Source organism: Phytomonospora endophytica (assembly GCF_014202425.1).
GTDB lineage: Bacteria > Actinomycetota > Actinomycetes > Mycobacteriales > Micromonosporaceae > Phytomonospora > Phytomonospora endophytica.
In genome coordinates this window covers 1-15708 of the sequence record NZ_JACHGT010000024.1, presented here as the reverse complement: position 1 = coordinate 15708, position 15708 = coordinate 1, and the positions used below count along the sequence as shown (strand labels likewise).

Genomic DNA, 15708 nt, shown 5'->3' with positions numbered 1-15708 from the left:
CGCGCCAGACCCACGGCCACCGGCCGCGGCCCGGCGAGCGGACGACCGCGTTCCCGCTCTGAGTCACAAGAACGGGGGCCCCTCCGCACCCGCGACCCCCTCCAGCACCGCGCGTTCGGCCGCGATGACCGGCGTGGACTCCAGCTGTCCCAGGATGTGCAGCGCGCGGCGGCGGGCCGCCTCGGCGGCGTCCGTCGCGCCCGCCGCGGCGTGGACCCCGGCGAGGACGCGCAGGGTCTGGACCTGGCGGAAGCGGTCGGCAAGCCGGTCGAAGCCCTCGGCGGCCTCACGCAGCGCGGTCACGGCACGGCCGTGCTCGCCGAGGGCCTGCTCGCAGGCACCGGTGATCTGCCCGGCGGCGGCGATGCCCCAGGTGTCGGCGACCTCTTCGAAGACCGCGCGGGCGGCGCGGGCCTCGGCGAGCCCATCCAGCGCCCGTCCACAGTGGATGTACACGGCGGCCAGCCGGTAGCGGGCCATCGCCGCCGACCGGGGCGCGTCCAGCGCCTGCCAGAGCCCCAGCGCGCGGCGGAGCTCCGTCAGCCCTTCGTCGTACTCGCCGTGCAGGCTGAGCGCGTGCCCGAGCCGGCCGAGTTCCTGCGCGGTCCCGCGCTTGTGCCCGCGCCCCTCGTAGATCGCCAGGGCGGCCCGGTGATGCGCCGAAGCCTCGGCGAAGCGGCCGAGATTGCGCGTGGCCAGCCCCAGGAAGCCGTGCGTCTCGGCCTCCTCGGCCCACTCTCCCGCGCGACGGGCGGCGACGAGTGCCTTCTCCAGATGGGCGACGGCGGCGGCCGGACGGTTCCCCTCGCTGTAGGACAGCCCGATCGCGTTGCGGGACACCGCTTCCAGCAGCGGGTCGTCGAGTCGTGCCGCGAGGGTCTGGGCGTGCCGCCCGACCGAACGCAGCAGGGTCCAGCGGCAGCGGTGGTCGCAGTACCAGGCCATCGCCTCGACGAGCCGGCCGAGCGTGCGCGGCGCCATCTCGCCGTGCTCCCGCGCCAGCAGGGCGAGCACGTCGAGGACGCCCTCGGCCTCCTCGTCCAGAAAGGACAGTGCGGCCTCGCTGCCACCCGGGTAGCCGGGTTCGGCGCCCGGCGTGAGCCCGTGCCCGGCCGCGATCGCCTCGCCGACCATGCGGTCGAACAGCTTCGCCCGCACCTCCTCCCGCAGCTCGGGCGCCTCGTCGAGGTCCAGCCGGTGGGCGGCGTAGACCCGCAGCAGGTCGTGGACGCGGTAGCGGCCCGGCCGCTCGGTCGGCGCGATCAGGCTCGCGGTGGCCAGGTCGGCGAGCAGCGCGGCGGCGTCGCCGCCTTCGGTCAGCAGGGCCGCGTGCCGTTCGCCGACGACGCCTCCCGGCACGTGCGCCAGCCGCCGGAACAGCACCCGCGCGGGCTCGGGCAGGGCTTCATAGGACAGGTCGAAGGCGGCGCGGACCTCCCCGCCGGGCACGTCGAGCGCCGCCAGCCGGCGCTGCTCGTCGCAGAGTTGGCCGGCGTAGTGCGCGACCGGCCAGTCGGGCGCGCCGAGGATCCGGTGCGCGGCGATCCGCAGGGCCAGCGGCAATCCGGCGCACGCGGCGACCACGCTGCCCACCGCCTCGGGCTCCCCGTCGCAACGTTCGGCGCCGATCAACCGTCGCAAAAGGACGGTCGCGTGCCCGTCGGGCAGCGGGGGCAGCGCGAGCTCGTGGTCGATGGACGGATCGGCGAAGCGTGAACGGCTCGTGATCAGCACCAGCGAGCGGCCCCCGCCGGGGAGCAGCGGCGCGATCTGGCGGGCGCTGAGGGCGTTGTCCAGGACGATCAGCGTCCCGTGATGCGCCAGCAGCGAACGCAGCAGCCCCGAGCGCCCCGCCGTGGACGGCGGGATGTCCGGCTCGCCGACGCCGAGGGCGGTGAGCATGTAGTGCAGGGCCGCGCCGATCGGGCGTTCGGCGTCGGCGAGTTCGAGGTGCAGCACGGTGTCGAAGGCACCGGTGATCCGCGCGGCGGTGTGCGCGGCGGCCAGGGCGAGGGCGGTCTTGCCGACGGCGGGCGGCCCGTGGACCAGGACGGTCACCGGGCGTTCGCCTTCGGCGGCGGTCTCGGCGTGGCGCCGTAAAGCGGCCAGTTCGCTCTCGCGGCCGACGAACACGGCCGGCGCGGCGGGCAGCTGGGCGACGGGCCGGTCGCCGCGCGCGGCCATCGCACGGTGGGTGAGCACGGCCCGGCGCAGGTCGGACAGGCCGCCGTTGAACTCCAGGATGCTCTCGTAGCCGTCCAGGATGTCCTGCGGTGGCAGGCGCCGGCCGAGTTCGTAGTCGGTGAAGGCGCTGTGCCCGTATCCCAGACGGGCGGCCATGGACCGCAGGGACACGCCGCGACGTTCGCGCGCTGCGCGCATCGCCCTGCCTAGGGTGACGAGCGCGTCTTCGAGGGGACGTCGGGACACGCGAACATTATCCCCACCGAAACGCTTTCGGCGGGCTCCCTCGCACAGCCGGGTTCGGCATGCCTTTCGGCCGAGCGACCGTCCGTTGGGGACAGTGCGAAGTGGACCGCGTCGGCACCCGACAGGAGGTCCTCGTCGGGATCGGTGACGGCGTCGGTGAGGCCGAAGCGCCGCCGCATCTGGGTCTGCACCTCCCAGGCGGCGACCGCGCGGGCCCGCAGCACTCCCCGGTGCACGACCGGTGTCGATCGCAACATCCGGTCGAGGTGGGCGGCGCGCCAGTCGACGAAGCCCTTCGAGCCGTAGCGCATCAGCGCGCCGGTCACCGCCAGTGCCAGGGGAAGCGTCCACGGAACGGTTCCCGACAGCGCGAAGGGAACCGGCACCAGCGCGGCCGCGACGACGAGCGGGCCGCAGCGCCACAGCGCCAGCCAGGCCCTCATGACGCCCTCGCCAGTCGAAGCGTCGAGCCGTCCGGCCTGCGCAGCTCGATGTGGGTCGGCAGTTCGCTCTCGCGGCCGAGCCGCAGGCCCAGCTCGCGGACGGAGTCGGTGAGCGACTCCTGGCTCGGCCAGCCGTCGATCTCGGAGAGCCGGCCGTGCGCGGTGAGGGCGTTGGCCACCAGGGAGACCGCGAGCATGCCGGTGGCGATGTCGGGGCCGGGAGTGCGTTCGGCGGCGAGATGGGCCTGCACGGCCTTCAGTCGCGCCAGTCTGTTGTGATTCGCGGACTCGACGGTGACGGCCCCACCGAGCCGTCGCAGAGCCGTCATCGGATCGCGGAACGCACCGATGCCCATGCTCACCCTCCCCACCTCCACGCCGGTGTCATTGAGGTCCCGATCGTGCCTCCGGCGCGGGACCTGCGACAACGGCGGAGCGGCATCTCCGGACAAGTTGCGGACACGTCATCCTCTGCGAACGACACAAGAATTTGCGATCATCGCAAATCGAGGTAGCATCGCTCCCATGACCACCGACCATGCCTTCCACCCGCTGCTCGCCGACATCGCCGCGATAGCCCATCCCCGCCCGGAGCCACCGGCCGGGATCGCCGGGGACCCCGCCGCCGCCGAGACCTACACCGCCGCCCTCGCCGAGATCTCCGCGCGGCGAACGTCCCTTATGGATGAACTGGCCGCCGCCTGGCACGCGCGGGACGCCGACCCGCTGCTGTCGGCGCTCGCCGGCGCCCGCGCCCGCAAGGAACGCGCCGAGGCCGAGATCCGCGCGCTCGTCGCCTATGGACGCGAGGTCGTCCGGCCGCGCTCCTACACGCTCACCTCGCTCGCGGAGGCCTCCGGCATGTCCTTCTCCGGCGTCCGCACCGTCTACGGCGACGCCGACGTCCGCGCCGCCCGGGCGGGCCGCGAAGGGAAGTAGCTCACGCCCGGATCCGGTACCCCGCACCGGTCACGGTGGTGATCAGCGGCGGCTCGCCGAGCTTGCGGCGGAGGGTGCCGACGGTGATGCGGACGGCGTTGGTGAACGGGTCGGCGTGCTCGTCCCACACCTTGTCGAGCAGGGTCTCGGCGCTCACCACGTCACCGTCGGCGGCGAGCAGCCGTTCCAGCACGCCGAACTCCTTGGGCGTCAGCGAAAGCAGCCGTCCACCCCGCTCGGCCGTCCGGCGGGCCGGGTCGACCACGAGGTCGGCCGAGCGCAGGATCGGCGGTCGCGCCGGGACGCTGCGCCTCGACAGGGCCCGCACCCGCGCCACCAGTTCACTGAAGGCGAAGGGCTTCCCGAGGTAGTCGTCGGCGCCCAGCGTCAGGCCGTCCACCCGGTCCTCGACGGTGCCCGACGCCGTCAGCATCAGGACCCGCGCGGTCCCGCGCTCGGCGAGCCGACGGCACACCGTGTCGCCGTGCACGACCGGGAGATCCCGGTCCAAGACCACGACGTCATAGGGCGTCAGCTCGCACTTGTCGAGCCCTTCCTGACCGTCGAAGGCCACGTCCACGGCGAAGCCGTGCTTGCGCAGCCCGACCGCGATGTACCCGGCCAGGGGCCGTTCGTCCTCCACCAGCAGCACCCGCACGCCCGAAGTATCCCAGCGCGGACCTATGGCCCGGGTATGAGCGCCGCATCGGGCCGCGATCGGGCCGCGCCGGTAGAACGGACCGGGTTCGCAGATCCCCGCCACCGCAAGGAGAAGCGCCATGGCGCAGACCCGCAGATCCCTCCTGGGACTCATCACCGCCGCCCCGCTCGCCGCGGGCGTCCTGGCGGCGACGCCGGCGTCGGCCGCCGCCTCGTCCGGCCGGCACGTCCCGGCCGACCTGCGGCCCGGCGGCGCCTACGACCGTCTCGCGGCGGCGCTGGCCGCCGAAGACCGCTTCTCCGGGACGGTCCTGCTCGCCCACCGCGGCCGCCCGGTCCTCGCCCGCGCGCACGGCAAGGCGCACAAGGCGGCGGGGACGGCCAACACCGTCGACACGGTCTTCTGCCTCGGCTCGATCACCAAGATCTTCACCGCGGTGGCGATCGCACAGCTCGCCGAACGCGGATCCCTTTCCTTCCACGACAGGCTGAGCACGTACCTCGACGGCTTCCCGCCCGAGGTCACCCTCCACCAGCTCCTCACCCACACCTCGGGTCTCGGGCGGCCGCCGCTCGGTCACGGCGAGCCGCCCGGCCTCGAATGGGACACCTTCGACGAGGTCATGGACGGCACCGTCGACCTCGTCCGGAACACGCCCCCGCAGTTCACGCCGCCGGGAATCCGGCACGTGTACAGCAATGACGGTTACTTCCTGCTCGGCGCGGTCGTCGCGCGCGTCTCGGGACGGTCGTACTTCGACTACGTGCGCGAGAACGTCTTCGCGGCGGCCGGCATGACGCGCACGGCCTTCCACTCCGCGCCCGAAGTCCGCGCGGGCAAGGGGATCGCGCGGCCCTACGCGACACAGCCCGACGGCACGCGCTTCGACTTCAGCGAAAGCCCGTACTTCCCGTTCAGCTACGGCCCGGCCGGGGGCGCGTACTCCACCGCGCCGGACATGCTGCGCTTCGCGTGCGCGCTGTCCTCGCACGAGCTGCTCGGCGAATCCTTCACCGGGCTGCTCACCGGCGGGAAGGTGCCACTGGCACCGGCGGACGGTCCGGCCGACCCTCTCGCGAGCGTGTCGTTCTACGGGTACGGCCACCGCGACTCCGTCGTCAACGGCCGTCGTGTGCACGGGCACTCCGGCAGCGCGCCGGGCGCCTCGGCCCGCCTCGACCTGTTCCCGGAGCGGGAGTACGTCTCGGTCGTACTGTCCAATTACGACGGTGCCGTCAACCCGCTGGTCGAGAAGAGCCGCGAGCTGATCACGCGCTGACCGACCCCCGGACCGGACTCGACGGCCATGCCCGCTCCCCCGCCGGGCGGGCCGTCGAGTCCCCTCGGCGCGGGAACGGCCGCACACGAGACTCTTCGGTCCGATGTGGACACTACGTTGAGGTCCGGAATACCGCGCGGTCGCTCATCCGACCCGACGGTGACTTGGGCCGCGGCGAAGACCGTCGGCCGCCGGAGGGGTGACAGCCGGGTACGAGGACATCGAAGCGGGCGGCGGACGTCCGCGCACCGTCCTCGCCGTCCTCGTGCTGGCGGCCGGTGGGCCCGTGCCGGTCAGGCGGCTCGCCGAGGCCGTGTGGGAGGAGCGGCTTCCGGCGAGCGCGAAAGGCAGCCTCCAGACCTACATCGGCGGCCTGCGAGGGATCCACGGCGCCGAACGGATCGCGACCTCACCGACCGGTTTCGCGCTGCGGGTCCCCGACGGCCTCGACACCCTCCACTTCGGATGGTTACTCGACGACGCGGCCGAGGCCGTCGACCCGGCGGCCGAGCGGCCTCTGCTGACCGAGGCCTTGGCGCTGTGGCGCGGAGAACCCTTCCAGGACCTCTCCTCCGCCGAGCTTGAGCGGACCGAGCGGCCGGGTCTGACCGAGCGCCACCTGGCGCGCTGGAGCGGCTCACCTACCTCGATCTCGCCACCGGGAACTGCACCGAACTCGCCGCGCCCTTGCGCGAGCTCACCGAGCGCTCCTCGTTACGCAACGGCGGTCCCGGTCGGGCCGGACGTGCTGTCGGCCGCCGAGTCCCGCGACCTGCTGCGGGCGCGGCTGCGCACCGACGCGTCCGCCGACGACGAACTCATCGCCTGGTGCGCGGGCTCCCGCCTGCGCTGGCGATCGCCGCCCGGGCCGCGCCGCGCCCGGGCGTGCCCCTGGCCGGGTTCGCCGCCGAACTGCACGCGGCCTGCATCGGCCTCGACGCCTTCGACAGCGGTGAGGAAATCACGAGAGCGCTCGGTGTTCTCCTGGTCGTACCGCGCTTACGGCGACGCGGCGGCCGGATGTTCCGCCTCCTCGGGCCGTACCCCGGCACTGAGGTCTCGACCGCGGCCGCCGCGAGCCTCGCCGGGCTCCCGCCGGCGCGGGCCGGTCGCGTCACACTGACCAGAGCCTGTCGGTGCCGTTCGACGGGCGGGGACGCCACGCCGAGGCCCTCGATCACTCCCGGCAGGCCTTGGACCTGTTCGGCGCCACCGGCACCGGCGCGGGATCACCGTGTCGCTCAACAGCATCGGCCACCACCTGGCCGACCTTGGCGAAAGCCGCGAGACCCTCGACCACAGCCGCGAGGCGCTGGCGCCGCACACCGAACTCGGCGCCCCACACGGCCGCGCGGGCGCCTGGGGCATCGGCTTCGCCCCTCACCGCCTGGGCGAGCACGACCACGCCGACGAGGCCTTCGGCGATGCCGCCACACTCTTCGCCCAAGTCGGCGACCGCCCGGCCTCGCCACGGCACCGGTCTGGGCCTCGTCGACGGTTCCACCGACGGCGCAGAGGACACCGTCGCCGTAGGCGGCGGTGGTGCCGGGGAGACGGCGAGGGTGAGCCTTTGACGGGCTGAGACACCCCCTAGTTCACGCCCTCCACCACCGTCCTCCGCCACCGCGGCGACAACACGACGGCGACAGGCCACCCCGCCACCCGTGGACACCACGAACGCGCCCTGGCCGTCCAGGACGAGCTCGGCCATGCGGAGGCAGAGGCGGAGAGGCGCGGCGGGTGCTCGCGGAGAGGTGAGGCGCGGAGGCGGAGAGGCGCGGCGGGTGCTCGCGGAACGGTGGGGAGCGAAGGCGTGAGGTAGGCGCGGGTGCAAGACCCCCGACCGTGGCGGGCCGGGGCGAACTGTCACACCCGCGCGCGATCCTCGTATCGGGGGCGCCTGGTGTGACCCGCATATATGCCGGCAGAGCCCCTCCGGCCACCACGCCTCACGGCCCGGCCGTCCGCCGCCACCACGCCACGCCCACAAAGACCGCGGGCGGCGTGTCACAGCACGCCGAGGCCCCACGTACGCGGCGACACGCGACCAAACGATCAGCTCGCCCCAACGCCCCGCCACCGCCGGACACACCACACTCGCGCCACACCGCACACCGCACACCGCACACCGAGCCCCGGGCACACGAGAACGCCCACGCCACCAGCCCGCACCCCACCACGCGCCGCCCGCACCCACCCACGCCGGGCCCCACCCAGCGCCCGAACCTCACACCTCCCCGAACAGCGCCGTCCCCGGCCCCTCCGGGTCGTCGCCCGTGTAGTAATCCCGCGCGGCGGCGGCGAACTCCTCGCGGGAGATGCGCCCGTCGCCGTCGCTGTCGAGGCGGCGGAAGGCCTGCTCGGCGGCGACCTCGGTCGTCCCGAGGAGCTTCTGCAGCGACAGGAACTCGCGGCGGTCGATGCGGCCGTCGCCGTCGTCGTCGCAGCAGGTGAACACCACGTCGACGAGCGGCTGCAGGTAGCGCCCGAAGCCGTCGGCGGGGGCGACGATCGCGTGGGCGAAGACCTCGCGGAACTCGGCCGGCGAGATCCGGCCGTCCTTGTCGGCGTCGAGGCCGCGGGCCAGCTGCCGGTAGTAGATCTCGACGCGCTCGTGCACGGCGAGCTGGACGAAGGGGTCGGTCGGGCCGAGCCCGTTGATGTAGGCCTGCGCCAGTTTGCCGCCGTCCCGGACGTCGATGAAGCCGTCGGCGTTGACGTCGAAGTGCCGGAAGGACCGGTCGACCTTGCGCCGCTGGAATTCGGTGAGCATGGATTCCTCCCCCTGACGATGGGTCCCGCCCTTGTGGACGGGCAGTCTCATCCGACCATGCCCCGGCGGCCGTTCGGGGGCAATCGGGTAGACGTCAGTCGGGAGATCGCGCCACACGCTCTCGCCCTGTCCGATGCAGATGCCGGGCACGCTAAGCCCCCGCCGTTCCCGGCGGGGGCTGTGGTCGAACTGGACGGTAGCCGGATCAGGCCGCGCCGAGGGCGTCGCTGATCTTGCGGGTCATCGCGACCACGGGCGGGCTCGCCTCACCGCGCTGGGCGCCGGCGGCGGCCTCGACGGCGATGGTCACGGTGCTGCGGAAGTTCTCCGCCTCGGCCGGGTCCTGCTTCTTGAGCAGGGCGACCGCCTCGGTGAGGGCGGGGAAGACCTGGTCGGCCAGCGCGGCGGCCGACTTGGCGTCGAGCTTGGCGCCCTTCGGGCGCTTGGCCAGCACGTGTCCGACGGCACCGGTCGCGGACGTCAAGGCCAGGCTGCCGTGCGCGGCGATCTTGCCGGGCGAACTGGCGACACCGGCGAAGGACATCAGCATGACGGCACCGTGCGCGGCGTTGTAGACGGTGATCTTGTCCTGGTCGGTAAGGGTGATCGACATGACGGCGGGCTCCTTTAACGGCTTTCCGATGGTTATGAGACTAATTGCGGCGGGGCCCGGTGCGGGACGGTTCGCGTCCTGCCCGGCCTCACCGGTCTCGGTCATGGGGCAACTATCGGTGGCCGTGCTGACACCGGCCTGACGTTGCCCTGACAGGACGTCTGACAGCGAGTTTCCGCAGGTCACTGGGCGATCCGGGGCACCAACGAGCACCGTCGCCGGTGCGGTCAAGGTCGGCTCAAGAACTTTCGCCCGCCGGTGAGGGACATTGGCCGCACGATCCGTTCCGTCCACAGGGGACGTCCGGGTCGCGGCAACGGGAGGTCACGTGACGTTCGTGGGAAGACTCGGCGACAGGCTGCTCGCCCGGCTGGTTCCAGCCTCGCGGGCGCGGGCGGCTCAGGCGTGCGCGCTACGGAACTTCTGGTGGTACAAGTGCGAGTTCACCTACCTCAAGAAGTGCTACCGCTGCTCGTGCACGCCGATCGGGCACTGCGACTAGCGGGCGCGGCCCGGCCGCGGAGTCCACTTCGGACTCCGCGGCGGGACGTGCGGCTGTGGCCTTGCTCGCAACGGGTCGGCGAGGCCGTTGCGCCAGGCCCGCGAAGGCCCGCACAAAGGCGGCCTTCCAGGCAGAACGCCGTCTCCCGCACCTCGATTTCAGGTGGGCGATTGCGGCCCGGTCAAAGCGTGTCTTAGCGTGTCCGCATGACGGGTTTCGACGAACCTGAGGGCCTGCGCATCGAGGTCGCCGACGAGGCGGGCATTCGGGTCATGCGGTTGTACGGCGAGATGGACATCGCGGTTCAGGGCGCGGTCGCCAACGAGTTTCATGCGCTCGTGTCCGAAGCGCCGGGCGTGTTCGTCGTCGTCGACATGTCGGAGGTCGGTTTCTGCGACTCCAGTGGCATCGGGATGCTCATCCGCTCGGCCAAGGAGTTGTGGAAACGGGACGGCGCCATGCGGCTGGCCGGCCCGCAGGATCACGTGACGAGCGTGCTGCGGACCAACGGACTGCTGACGGCGCTGCCGGTGTTCGCGACGGTCGAGGCCGCGCGCGCCGTCCAGGACTGACGACCCTCAGGTCGCCGAATCCGCCGCGGGCCCGGGCTCCTCGGTGCCCGGGTCGGTTCGGCATACGCCGGGAACACACTCGTGCGGTGCTCTGACCTCCGCTGGGGGAAGGAGACGGCCCACGACGTCCTGCGGATCGCGATAGCCGTTGCCGAAGGCCTCCATGTGGTCGACGAAGTGCTTCTCCACGAGTCATCACGTCCCTTCACGACCATTGTCGGCTCTACGGTCCTCCACCACGTCGTGTTCGAGATCTTCCTGCGTTTCCTGCGGGGAACGCTCGGCGCCGATGTGGCGGTCGCCGACGCGGAGGAGTTCGTCGAGTTGGAGCGTCAGCGCGCGAAACCGGCGACCGGTGGTGTGCTGGATGACGATGACCGTCACGAGGGTGACGGCGCCGCTGACGGCGAACAGGACGTCGAGCCAGGACCGGGTGAACCCGGCGGCCAGCCCGACGACCACCCACGCGAGGACGCCGGCGACCGCGAGGATCGCGGCCGCCACCGAGCCGGCGCCGTTGACGACGGCGGCCACGATCCAGGCCTCGCGCCCCTTCGCCTTGCAGGCGCGCCCGGAGCCCGGGCTCCCGTGGTGCGCGGGGCGGGGGGCGGTGGCCTCGGGTTCGCCGTCACCGTTCATGGCGCGGGCCTTCAGCACGGGGAACCCGTCGACGATGTCGGGATGCCCGGCGTGGCCGCTCACGCGCTTTCCTTGTCTTCGAGGCCGATGGCCGCCTTCGCCTCCTTGACGGCCGCCTTCACGTCCTCGGAGCCGCTCTCCTCGGCCATGGCGGCGAGGATCTCGGCGATGGCGTTGAGCTTGTCCTGCACGGCCTCGTCGGAGCGCGTCTGGGTGTTCTGGAGCAGAGCGACCATGAGGAAGGTGACGATCGTCGTGGTCGTGTTGATGATCAGCTGCCAGGTGTCGACCTCGCTGATCACCAGGATCGACGGCGCCCACAGCAGCACGAGCAGGACGCAGAAGGCGAAGAACCAGGGCTTGGAGAAGAACTTCGACGCCGACTGGGCGAAACGATCGAAGAATCCGACCTGAGACGTCACGTCGCTGGGCATGTGAGGCTTGTGCTGGTGGCTCATGGCCTCTCCTCTCGTCTGGCGCCGCACCGAGCGAGGCCGGGCGCCGTCTGGCTACCCGTGGTGATCGGAAAGCAAACCGCCGACGCGGTGCGGCCCCGAGGCATACGACTCCGCGGGCACTCGGTCCGCTGGATCCACCGCCCGACCGAGCCGGCCTCGCGGGGAGACCTCCGGCGGGGGGGGTACGGCCATGGACGCTGTGGGCATGCCACCGGGCCTCGATATCAGGGGGCGCCGACCACCGCGCGCGGGCCCTCGCCGCTTCCGCGGGTGGCGCCACGCACCCGCGCGAAACCGAGAACGCGCGTGCCGGGCGCGCTCTCTCCTCGCCTCAGGGCGATGCCGATCGCTCATGACGGTCGATCCCGCGACTCACGACGCGGGCACGTTCAGGAGCGTCGGTCGGCGTCGTCCAGGTGGGGCGCGCGGGCGGTGGAGTGGATCATCTCGGCCCACGCGGCGATCTCGGCGTCGGAGGCACCGGTGCCCACGAGCCGGACGCGGAGGGCCGCCTGGATGTCGGGGAGCGGCGAGCCGAGATTGGCGGCGGCGACGTCCATGACGATGCGGTGCTGCTTCTGTTTGACCAGTTCGACGAAGGTGCGGACGGTGTCATCCATCTTCGGAAGTCCTCGCTGAGGTTCCCGGCGGAACGTGCAGCGTCCGCCGATACGCCGTACCCCGGCGACGTGGAACCGTCGAGCCGTCGAGACCTGGGGGTCGATGTCCACGATGGGGACGCACATCCACAGACCCTCTGGTCATGACGCTACACGTGATGGGAGGCCCACGGGTTGTTCACGCAACGGTAAAGCGGTCAGAGAGCGGGAAAGACGCCGTTTCCCCCCGACCGCGGAGGCCTCGCCGGGACCGACCGGCCCCGGCGAGGCGGTGGGCAGCGCCCGACCGTGCGGGCCGGGCCCCACGTCTTGAGCCGGTGCCGGGGATGCCGGGACGCCGAGGCGTCGGGCGCCGTGCGGACCGGACTGCCCGATGACCAAGGTATCCACCACGATCAACCCCGGGCCGCGACGCGAAAGTTCCGGCCGAGAGGTTTGGACCCCGCGGGCGCCGGGGTACCTGCAGCTCAGCTCCTTTCCGGCGCCCGGTCTGCCGCTTCGATCCCGCGTTCGCGCGGATCGACGACCGGCGCCCGCATCGCACGGGATAGGGCGTCCCGGCCGATGCGGCGGTCGGCCGCCGCGCGACTCGCGCGGCGGCCGACTCCCTCCCGCGCGGGCCGGCGTCCGGAACAGGGCGTTCGTGCGGGCCGGCGGCGGCTCGGCTGCTCACCGACGACGCCCCACCACGCCGAACGCACCTGGAAATGCCCGCCACGGATCAAGATTCACCCGGACGCCTCAGTGCCGCGGGCCCGGCGAACGAGCCGCTGCGGGATCGGCCGGACCTCGGCCGAACCGGCGGAACGGGGACGGCGAAAAGCCCCCGCCGGCCACACCGGCGAGGGCTCCACGTCGCGCTAGTCGAAGACCGATCCCACGTTGGCGAGGACCTGCCGCGCGATGACGATCCGCTGCACCTGGTTCGTCCCCTCGTAGATCTGGGTGATCTTCGCGTCGCGCATCATCCGCTCGACGGGGAAGTCCTTGGTGTAGCCGTAGCCGCCGAGCAGCTGCACCGCGTCCGTCGTGACCTCCATGGCCACGTCGGAGGCGAAGCATTTGGCGGAGGCGCCGAAGAAGGTCAGGTCGTCGTCGTTGCGTTCCGACTTGGCCGCGGCGGCGTAGGTGAGCTGGCGGGCGGCGGCGAGCTTCATCGCCATGTCGGCGAGCATGAACTGGACGCCCTGGAACTCGGCGATGGCGCGGCCGAACTGCTGGCGCTCCTGGACGTAGGCGGCGGCGCAGTCGAGGGCGCCCTGCGCGATGCCGAGGGCCTGGGCGGCGATCGTCACGCGCGTGTGGTCGAGGGTCTTCATCGCGATCTTGAAGCCTTCGCCCTCGTTACCGATGAGGCGGGAGGCGGGGATGCGCACGTTGTCGAAGAAGACCTCGCGCGTGGGCGAGCCCTTGATCCCGAGTTTGCGCTCGGGCGCGCCGAAGCTGACCCCTTCGTCCTCCTTCTCGACGACGAAGGCGCTGATGCCGCGGCTGCGCGCCGACGGGTCGGTCACCGCGAACACGGTGTAGAACTTCGAGTCGCCCGCGTTGGTGATCCAGCGCTTGGCGCCGTTGAGGACGTAGGCGTCGCCGTCGCGGACGGCCTTCGTCTTGAGCGAGGCGGCGTCCGAACCGGCCTCGGGCTCCGACAGGCAGTAGGAGAACATCCCCTCACCGGCCGCGACGGGCGGGAGGTAGGCGCGCTTGAGCTCTTCGGAACCGGCGAGCAGGACCGGCATCGAACCCAGTTTGTTCACCGCCGGGATCAGCGACGAGGACGCGCACGCGCGTGCCACCTCCTCGATGACGATGGCCGTGCCCAGTGCGTCGATGCCCGCTCCGCCGTACTCTTCGGGTACGTGCGGTGCGTGCAGATCCGCCGCCCGCAGCGCCTCGTAGGAGGCCTGCGGGAAGGTCGCCGTGTCGTCGGCCTCGGCGGCGCGGGGGGCCACTTCGGCGTCGCAGACCTCGCGCGCGGCCGCGCGGATGGCCTCGTGCTCCTCTGGCAACCGGTACGCGTCGAACACCATTTACCTCGCCCTTCACCCGCCGTCAACTATCAGGACACCGTGTGCTCGCTTCGGCTGTGAGGATACCTAGGCATAGCAGTACGGCAGTACGAACCATATTCTCGTCGACAGCGTTACTCGCCAGTAGGGGGTCCGCTCAGTGAGCGTCCAGGTCAACGGACCGTCACCGTCCAACCCCATCACGCCACCTTCCGGTGCGCTGCGGCCACGGCTGGCTTTCGTGGGCTGCGGGTACCTGGGTTCGACGTACGCGGCCTGTTTCGCCGAACTCGGTTACGAGGTCGTCGGGATGGACGTCAGCGTCGAGAAGGTCGCCAAGCTCTCCCAGGGCGTCCTGCCCTTCCATGAGCCCGGGCTGGAGGCGCTGCTCAAGCGCAACATCGACTCGGGGCGGCTGCGGTTCACCACCTCGGTCGAGGAGATCGCCGAGTTCGCCGACGTGCACTTCATCTGCGTGGGCACGCCGCAGCGTCCCGACTCCGACGGCGCCGACCTGTCCTACGTCGAGGCGGCCGTGACCGAACTCGCGCCCCACCTGTCACGCAAGGCGCTGATCGTCGGCAAGTCGACCGTCCCGGTCGGCACCGCGACGTGGGTCGAGGAACTCGTCGCCCGCCACGCCCCGCCCGAGGCGGGCATCGAGGTGGCGTGGTCGCCGGAGTTCCTCCAGGAGGGCTTCGCCGTCGAAGACGTCCTGCGCCCCAACCGCGTCGTCTTCGGCGTCAACAGCGACTGGGCGCGCGGCATGCTCTACGCCGTCCACAAGGGAGTGTTCGAGCTCGCCGCCGCCGAGGACCGCCAGGTACCGGTCGTGGCCTGCGACTTCGCCACCGCCGAACTGGTCAAGGTCGCCGCCAACGCCTTCCTGGCCACCAAGATCTCCTTCATCAACGCCATGGCCGACCTGTGCGACACCACCGGCGGCGACGTCACGCTGCTGGCCCGCGCGATCGGCTACGACGACCGCATCGGCCCGAAGTTCCTGCGCGCCGGCGTCGGCTTCGGCGGCGGCTGCCTGCCGAAGGACATCCGCGCCTTCGTCGCCCGCGCCGAGGAACTCGGCGTCGGCGACTCCCTGCGCTTCCTCGGCGAGGTCGACCGCATCAACGCCCGCCGCCGCACCAAGGTCGTGACCATGGCCGCCGAGATGTGCGGACGCGTATCGGGTCCGGCCGGACCCGACCTGTCGGGCCTGAAGATCGCCCTGCTCGGCGTCACCTTCAAGGCCAACAGCGACGACGTCCGCGACTCCCCCGCCCTGTCGGTCGCCCGCAAACTCATGCGCGCCGGAGCCGTCGTCACCGCCTACGACCCCGAGGGCATGGCCACCGCCAAGGACGTCGTGCCCGATGTCATATACGCCAAGAACATCCCCGAAGCCGTCGAAGGCGCCGACCTCGTCTGCGTCCTGACCGCCTGGGAGGAGTTCCGCCACACCGACCCCGCCGCCCTGACCGGCCTGGTCGACCACGCCCGCGTCATCGACGGCACGAACAGCCTCGACCCCGTCCTGTGGACCGGCGCGGGCTGGAAATACCGCGGCATGGGACGGCCCGCGCACGGCTAGACCACACGGAAGCGGGCCCCCCCCCCCCCCCGGGGGGGGGGGGGGGGGGGGGGGGGGGCGGGGGCGGGGGGGGGGGCGGCCGGGGGGGGGGGGGGCGGGGGGGGGGGGGCCCGGCCGGCCCCGCCAGCCCGCCCCCGGGCGCGCGCGGCCCCGACCCCCCGCACGCCAGGGCGGCGAAGCCG

General features: G+C 72.2%; 17 protein-coding genes. 6 read left to right on the top strand and 11 right to left on the bottom strand.

Annotated elements, in window-relative coordinates; translation table 11 throughout:
- Positions 1–63: 63 nt before the first annotated feature.
- From HNR73_RS36790 to HNR73_RS36780, 3 genes are read right to left on the bottom strand one after another with little or no spacing between them, the layout of a single operon-like run.
- Positions 64–2430 carry a tetratricopeptide repeat protein gene (locus HNR73_RS36790; protein WP_184792699.1) on the bottom strand — a complete coding sequence of 789 codons (2367 nt, stop codon included), beginning with the start codon at positions 2428–2430 and terminating at the stop codon, positions 64–66.
- Positions 2391–2873: a hypothetical protein gene (locus HNR73_RS36785; protein WP_184792698.1), complete on the bottom strand. Its 483-nt coding sequence runs from the start codon at positions 2871–2873 to the stop codon at positions 2391–2393. Before HNR73_RS36785 ends, HNR73_RS36790 begins: the two co-directional genes overlap by 40 nt.
- Complete coding sequence (locus tag HNR73_RS36780; protein WP_184792697.1) at positions 2870–3235, bottom strand: hypothetical protein; 366 nt, start codon at positions 3233–3235, stop codon at positions 2870–2872. The genes HNR73_RS36785 and HNR73_RS36780 overlap by 4 nt, the downstream gene beginning before the upstream one ends.
- Positions 3236–3398: 163 nt before the next feature.
- Here HNR73_RS36780 and HNR73_RS36775 point away from each other — a divergent pair, with 163 nt between their 5' ends.
- A complete protein-coding gene (locus HNR73_RS36775) occupies positions 3399–3812 on the top strand; it encodes a hypothetical protein (RefSeq protein WP_184792696.1) in 414 nt (137 codons plus the stop codon).
- A gap of 1 nt (position 3813) precedes the next feature.
- Here HNR73_RS36775 and HNR73_RS36770 read toward each other — a convergent pair whose 3' ends face one another.
- Complete coding sequence (locus HNR73_RS36770) at positions 3814–4470, bottom strand: response regulator transcription factor (protein WP_184792695.1); 657 nt, start codon at positions 4468–4470, stop codon at positions 3814–3816.
- Between the two features lie 121 nt (positions 4471–4591).
- Between HNR73_RS36770 and HNR73_RS36765 the strand changes: the two genes are divergently transcribed.
- Together HNR73_RS36765 and HNR73_RS36760 are read left to right on the top strand one after the other, a co-directional pair.
- The gene (locus HNR73_RS36765; protein ID WP_184792694.1) at positions 4592–5752 is read left to right on the top strand and encodes a serine hydrolase domain-containing protein; all 1161 of its coding nucleotides are present in this window, start codon (positions 4592–4594) and stop codon (positions 5750–5752) included.
- A gap of 199 nt (positions 5753–5951) precedes the next feature.
- Entirely contained in the window at positions 5952–6875 is a 924-nt protein-coding gene (locus tag HNR73_RS36760; RefSeq protein WP_184792693.1) for an AfsR/SARP family transcriptional regulator, read from the top strand.
- Between the two features lie 54 nt (positions 6876–6929).
- On the opposite strand, the gene HNR73_RS36755 is transcribed toward HNR73_RS36760, so the two are convergent.
- The 3 genes from HNR73_RS36755 to HNR73_RS36745 all read right to left on the bottom strand — a co-directional run bounded on the left by HNR73_RS36755 (position 6930) and on the right by HNR73_RS36745 (position 9138).
- Entirely contained in the window at positions 6930–7229 is a 300-nt protein-coding gene (locus HNR73_RS36755) for a DUF1490 family protein (RefSeq protein WP_184792692.1), read from the bottom strand.
- A 750-nt stretch (positions 7230–7979) separates the two neighbouring features.
- Complete coding sequence (locus HNR73_RS36750) at positions 7980–8525, bottom strand: EF-hand domain-containing protein (RefSeq protein ID WP_184792691.1); 546 nt, start codon at positions 8523–8525, stop codon at positions 7980–7982.
- A 205-nt stretch (positions 8526–8730) separates the two neighbouring features.
- Complete coding sequence (locus HNR73_RS36745; RefSeq protein WP_184792690.1) at positions 8731–9138, bottom strand: hypothetical protein; 408 nt, start codon at positions 9136–9138, stop codon at positions 8731–8733.
- 328 nt (positions 9139–9466) lie between these two features.
- On the opposite strand from HNR73_RS36745, the gene HNR73_RS36740 reads away from it, so the two are divergent.
- A complete protein-coding gene (locus HNR73_RS36740) occupies positions 9467–9640 on the top strand; it encodes a hypothetical protein (RefSeq protein ID WP_184792689.1) in 174 nt (57 codons plus the stop codon).
- Between the two features lie 206 nt (positions 9641–9846).
- Positions 9847–10212: an STAS domain-containing protein gene (locus HNR73_RS36735; RefSeq protein WP_184792688.1), complete on the top strand. Its 366-nt coding sequence runs from the start codon at positions 9847–9849 to the stop codon at positions 10210–10212.
- Between the two features lie 195 nt (positions 10213–10407).
- Here HNR73_RS36735 and HNR73_RS36730 read toward each other — a convergent pair whose 3' ends face one another.
- The 4 genes from HNR73_RS36730 to HNR73_RS36715 form a co-directional block, all read right to left on the bottom strand.
- Positions 10408–10914 carry a low affinity iron permease family protein gene (locus tag HNR73_RS36730; RefSeq protein ID WP_184792687.1) on the bottom strand — a complete coding sequence of 169 codons (507 nt, stop codon included), beginning with the start codon at positions 10912–10914 and terminating at the stop codon, positions 10408–10410.
- Positions 10911–11309, bottom strand: a complete 399-nt coding sequence (locus tag HNR73_RS36725; RefSeq protein WP_239122044.1) for a low affinity iron permease family protein — start codon at positions 11307–11309, stop codon at positions 10911–10913. Before HNR73_RS36725 ends, HNR73_RS36730 begins: the two co-directional genes overlap by 4 nt.
- A gap of 389 nt (positions 11310–11698) precedes the next feature.
- The gene (locus HNR73_RS36720; RefSeq protein ID WP_184792686.1) at positions 11699–11929 is read right to left on the bottom strand and encodes a hypothetical protein; all 231 of its coding nucleotides are present in this window, start codon (positions 11927–11929) and stop codon (positions 11699–11701) included.
- A gap of 860 nt (positions 11930–12789) precedes the next feature.
- On the bottom strand, positions 12790–13959 hold the full coding sequence (locus HNR73_RS36715; protein WP_184792685.1) for an acyl-CoA dehydrogenase family protein: 1170 nt from the start codon (positions 13957–13959) through the stop codon (positions 12790–12792).
- Between the two features lie 211 nt (positions 13960–14170).
- Between HNR73_RS36715 and HNR73_RS36710 the strand changes: the two genes are divergently transcribed.
- Positions 14171–15526 carry a UDP-glucose dehydrogenase family protein gene (locus tag HNR73_RS36710; RefSeq protein ID WP_184792775.1) on the top strand — a complete coding sequence of 452 codons (1356 nt, stop codon included), beginning with the start codon at positions 14171–14173 and terminating at the stop codon, positions 15524–15526.
- The last annotated feature ends 182 nt before the right edge of the window (positions 15527–15708 follow it).

Excerpts from the sequence above, each read along its gene's own strand:
- HNR73_RS36750 (WP_184792691.1), bottom strand. The coding sequence starts at position 8,525 with ATGCTCACCGAATTCCAGCGGCGCAAGGTCGACCGGTCCTTCCGGCAC.
- HNR73_RS36715 (WP_184792685.1), bottom strand. The coding sequence starts at position 13,959 with ATGGTGTTCGACGCGTACCGGTTGCCAGAGGAGCACGAGGCCATCCGC.
- HNR73_RS36785 (WP_184792698.1), bottom strand. The coding sequence starts at position 2,873 with ATGAGGGCCTGGCTGGCGCTGTGGCGCTGCGGCCCGCTCGTCGTCGCG.
- HNR73_RS36765 (WP_184792694.1), top strand. The coding sequence starts at position 4,592 with ATGGCGCAGACCCGCAGATCCCTCCTGGGACTCATCACCGCCGCCCCG.
- HNR73_RS36725 (WP_239122044.1), bottom strand. The coding sequence starts at position 11,309 with ATGAGCCACCAGCACAAGCCTCACATGCCCAGCGACGTGACGTCTCAG.
- HNR73_RS36775 (WP_184792696.1), top strand. The coding sequence starts at position 3,399 with ATGACCACCGACCATGCCTTCCACCCGCTGCTCGCCGACATCGCCGCG.
- HNR73_RS36735 (WP_184792688.1), top strand. The coding sequence starts at position 9,847 with ATGACGGGTTTCGACGAACCTGAGGGCCTGCGCATCGAGGTCGCCGAC.
- HNR73_RS36720 (WP_184792686.1), bottom strand. The coding sequence starts at position 11,929 with ATGGATGACACCGTCCGCACCTTCGTCGAACTGGTCAAACAGAAGCAG.
- HNR73_RS36745 (WP_184792690.1), bottom strand. The coding sequence starts at position 9,138 with ATGTCGATCACCCTTACCGACCAGGACAAGATCACCGTCTACAACGCC.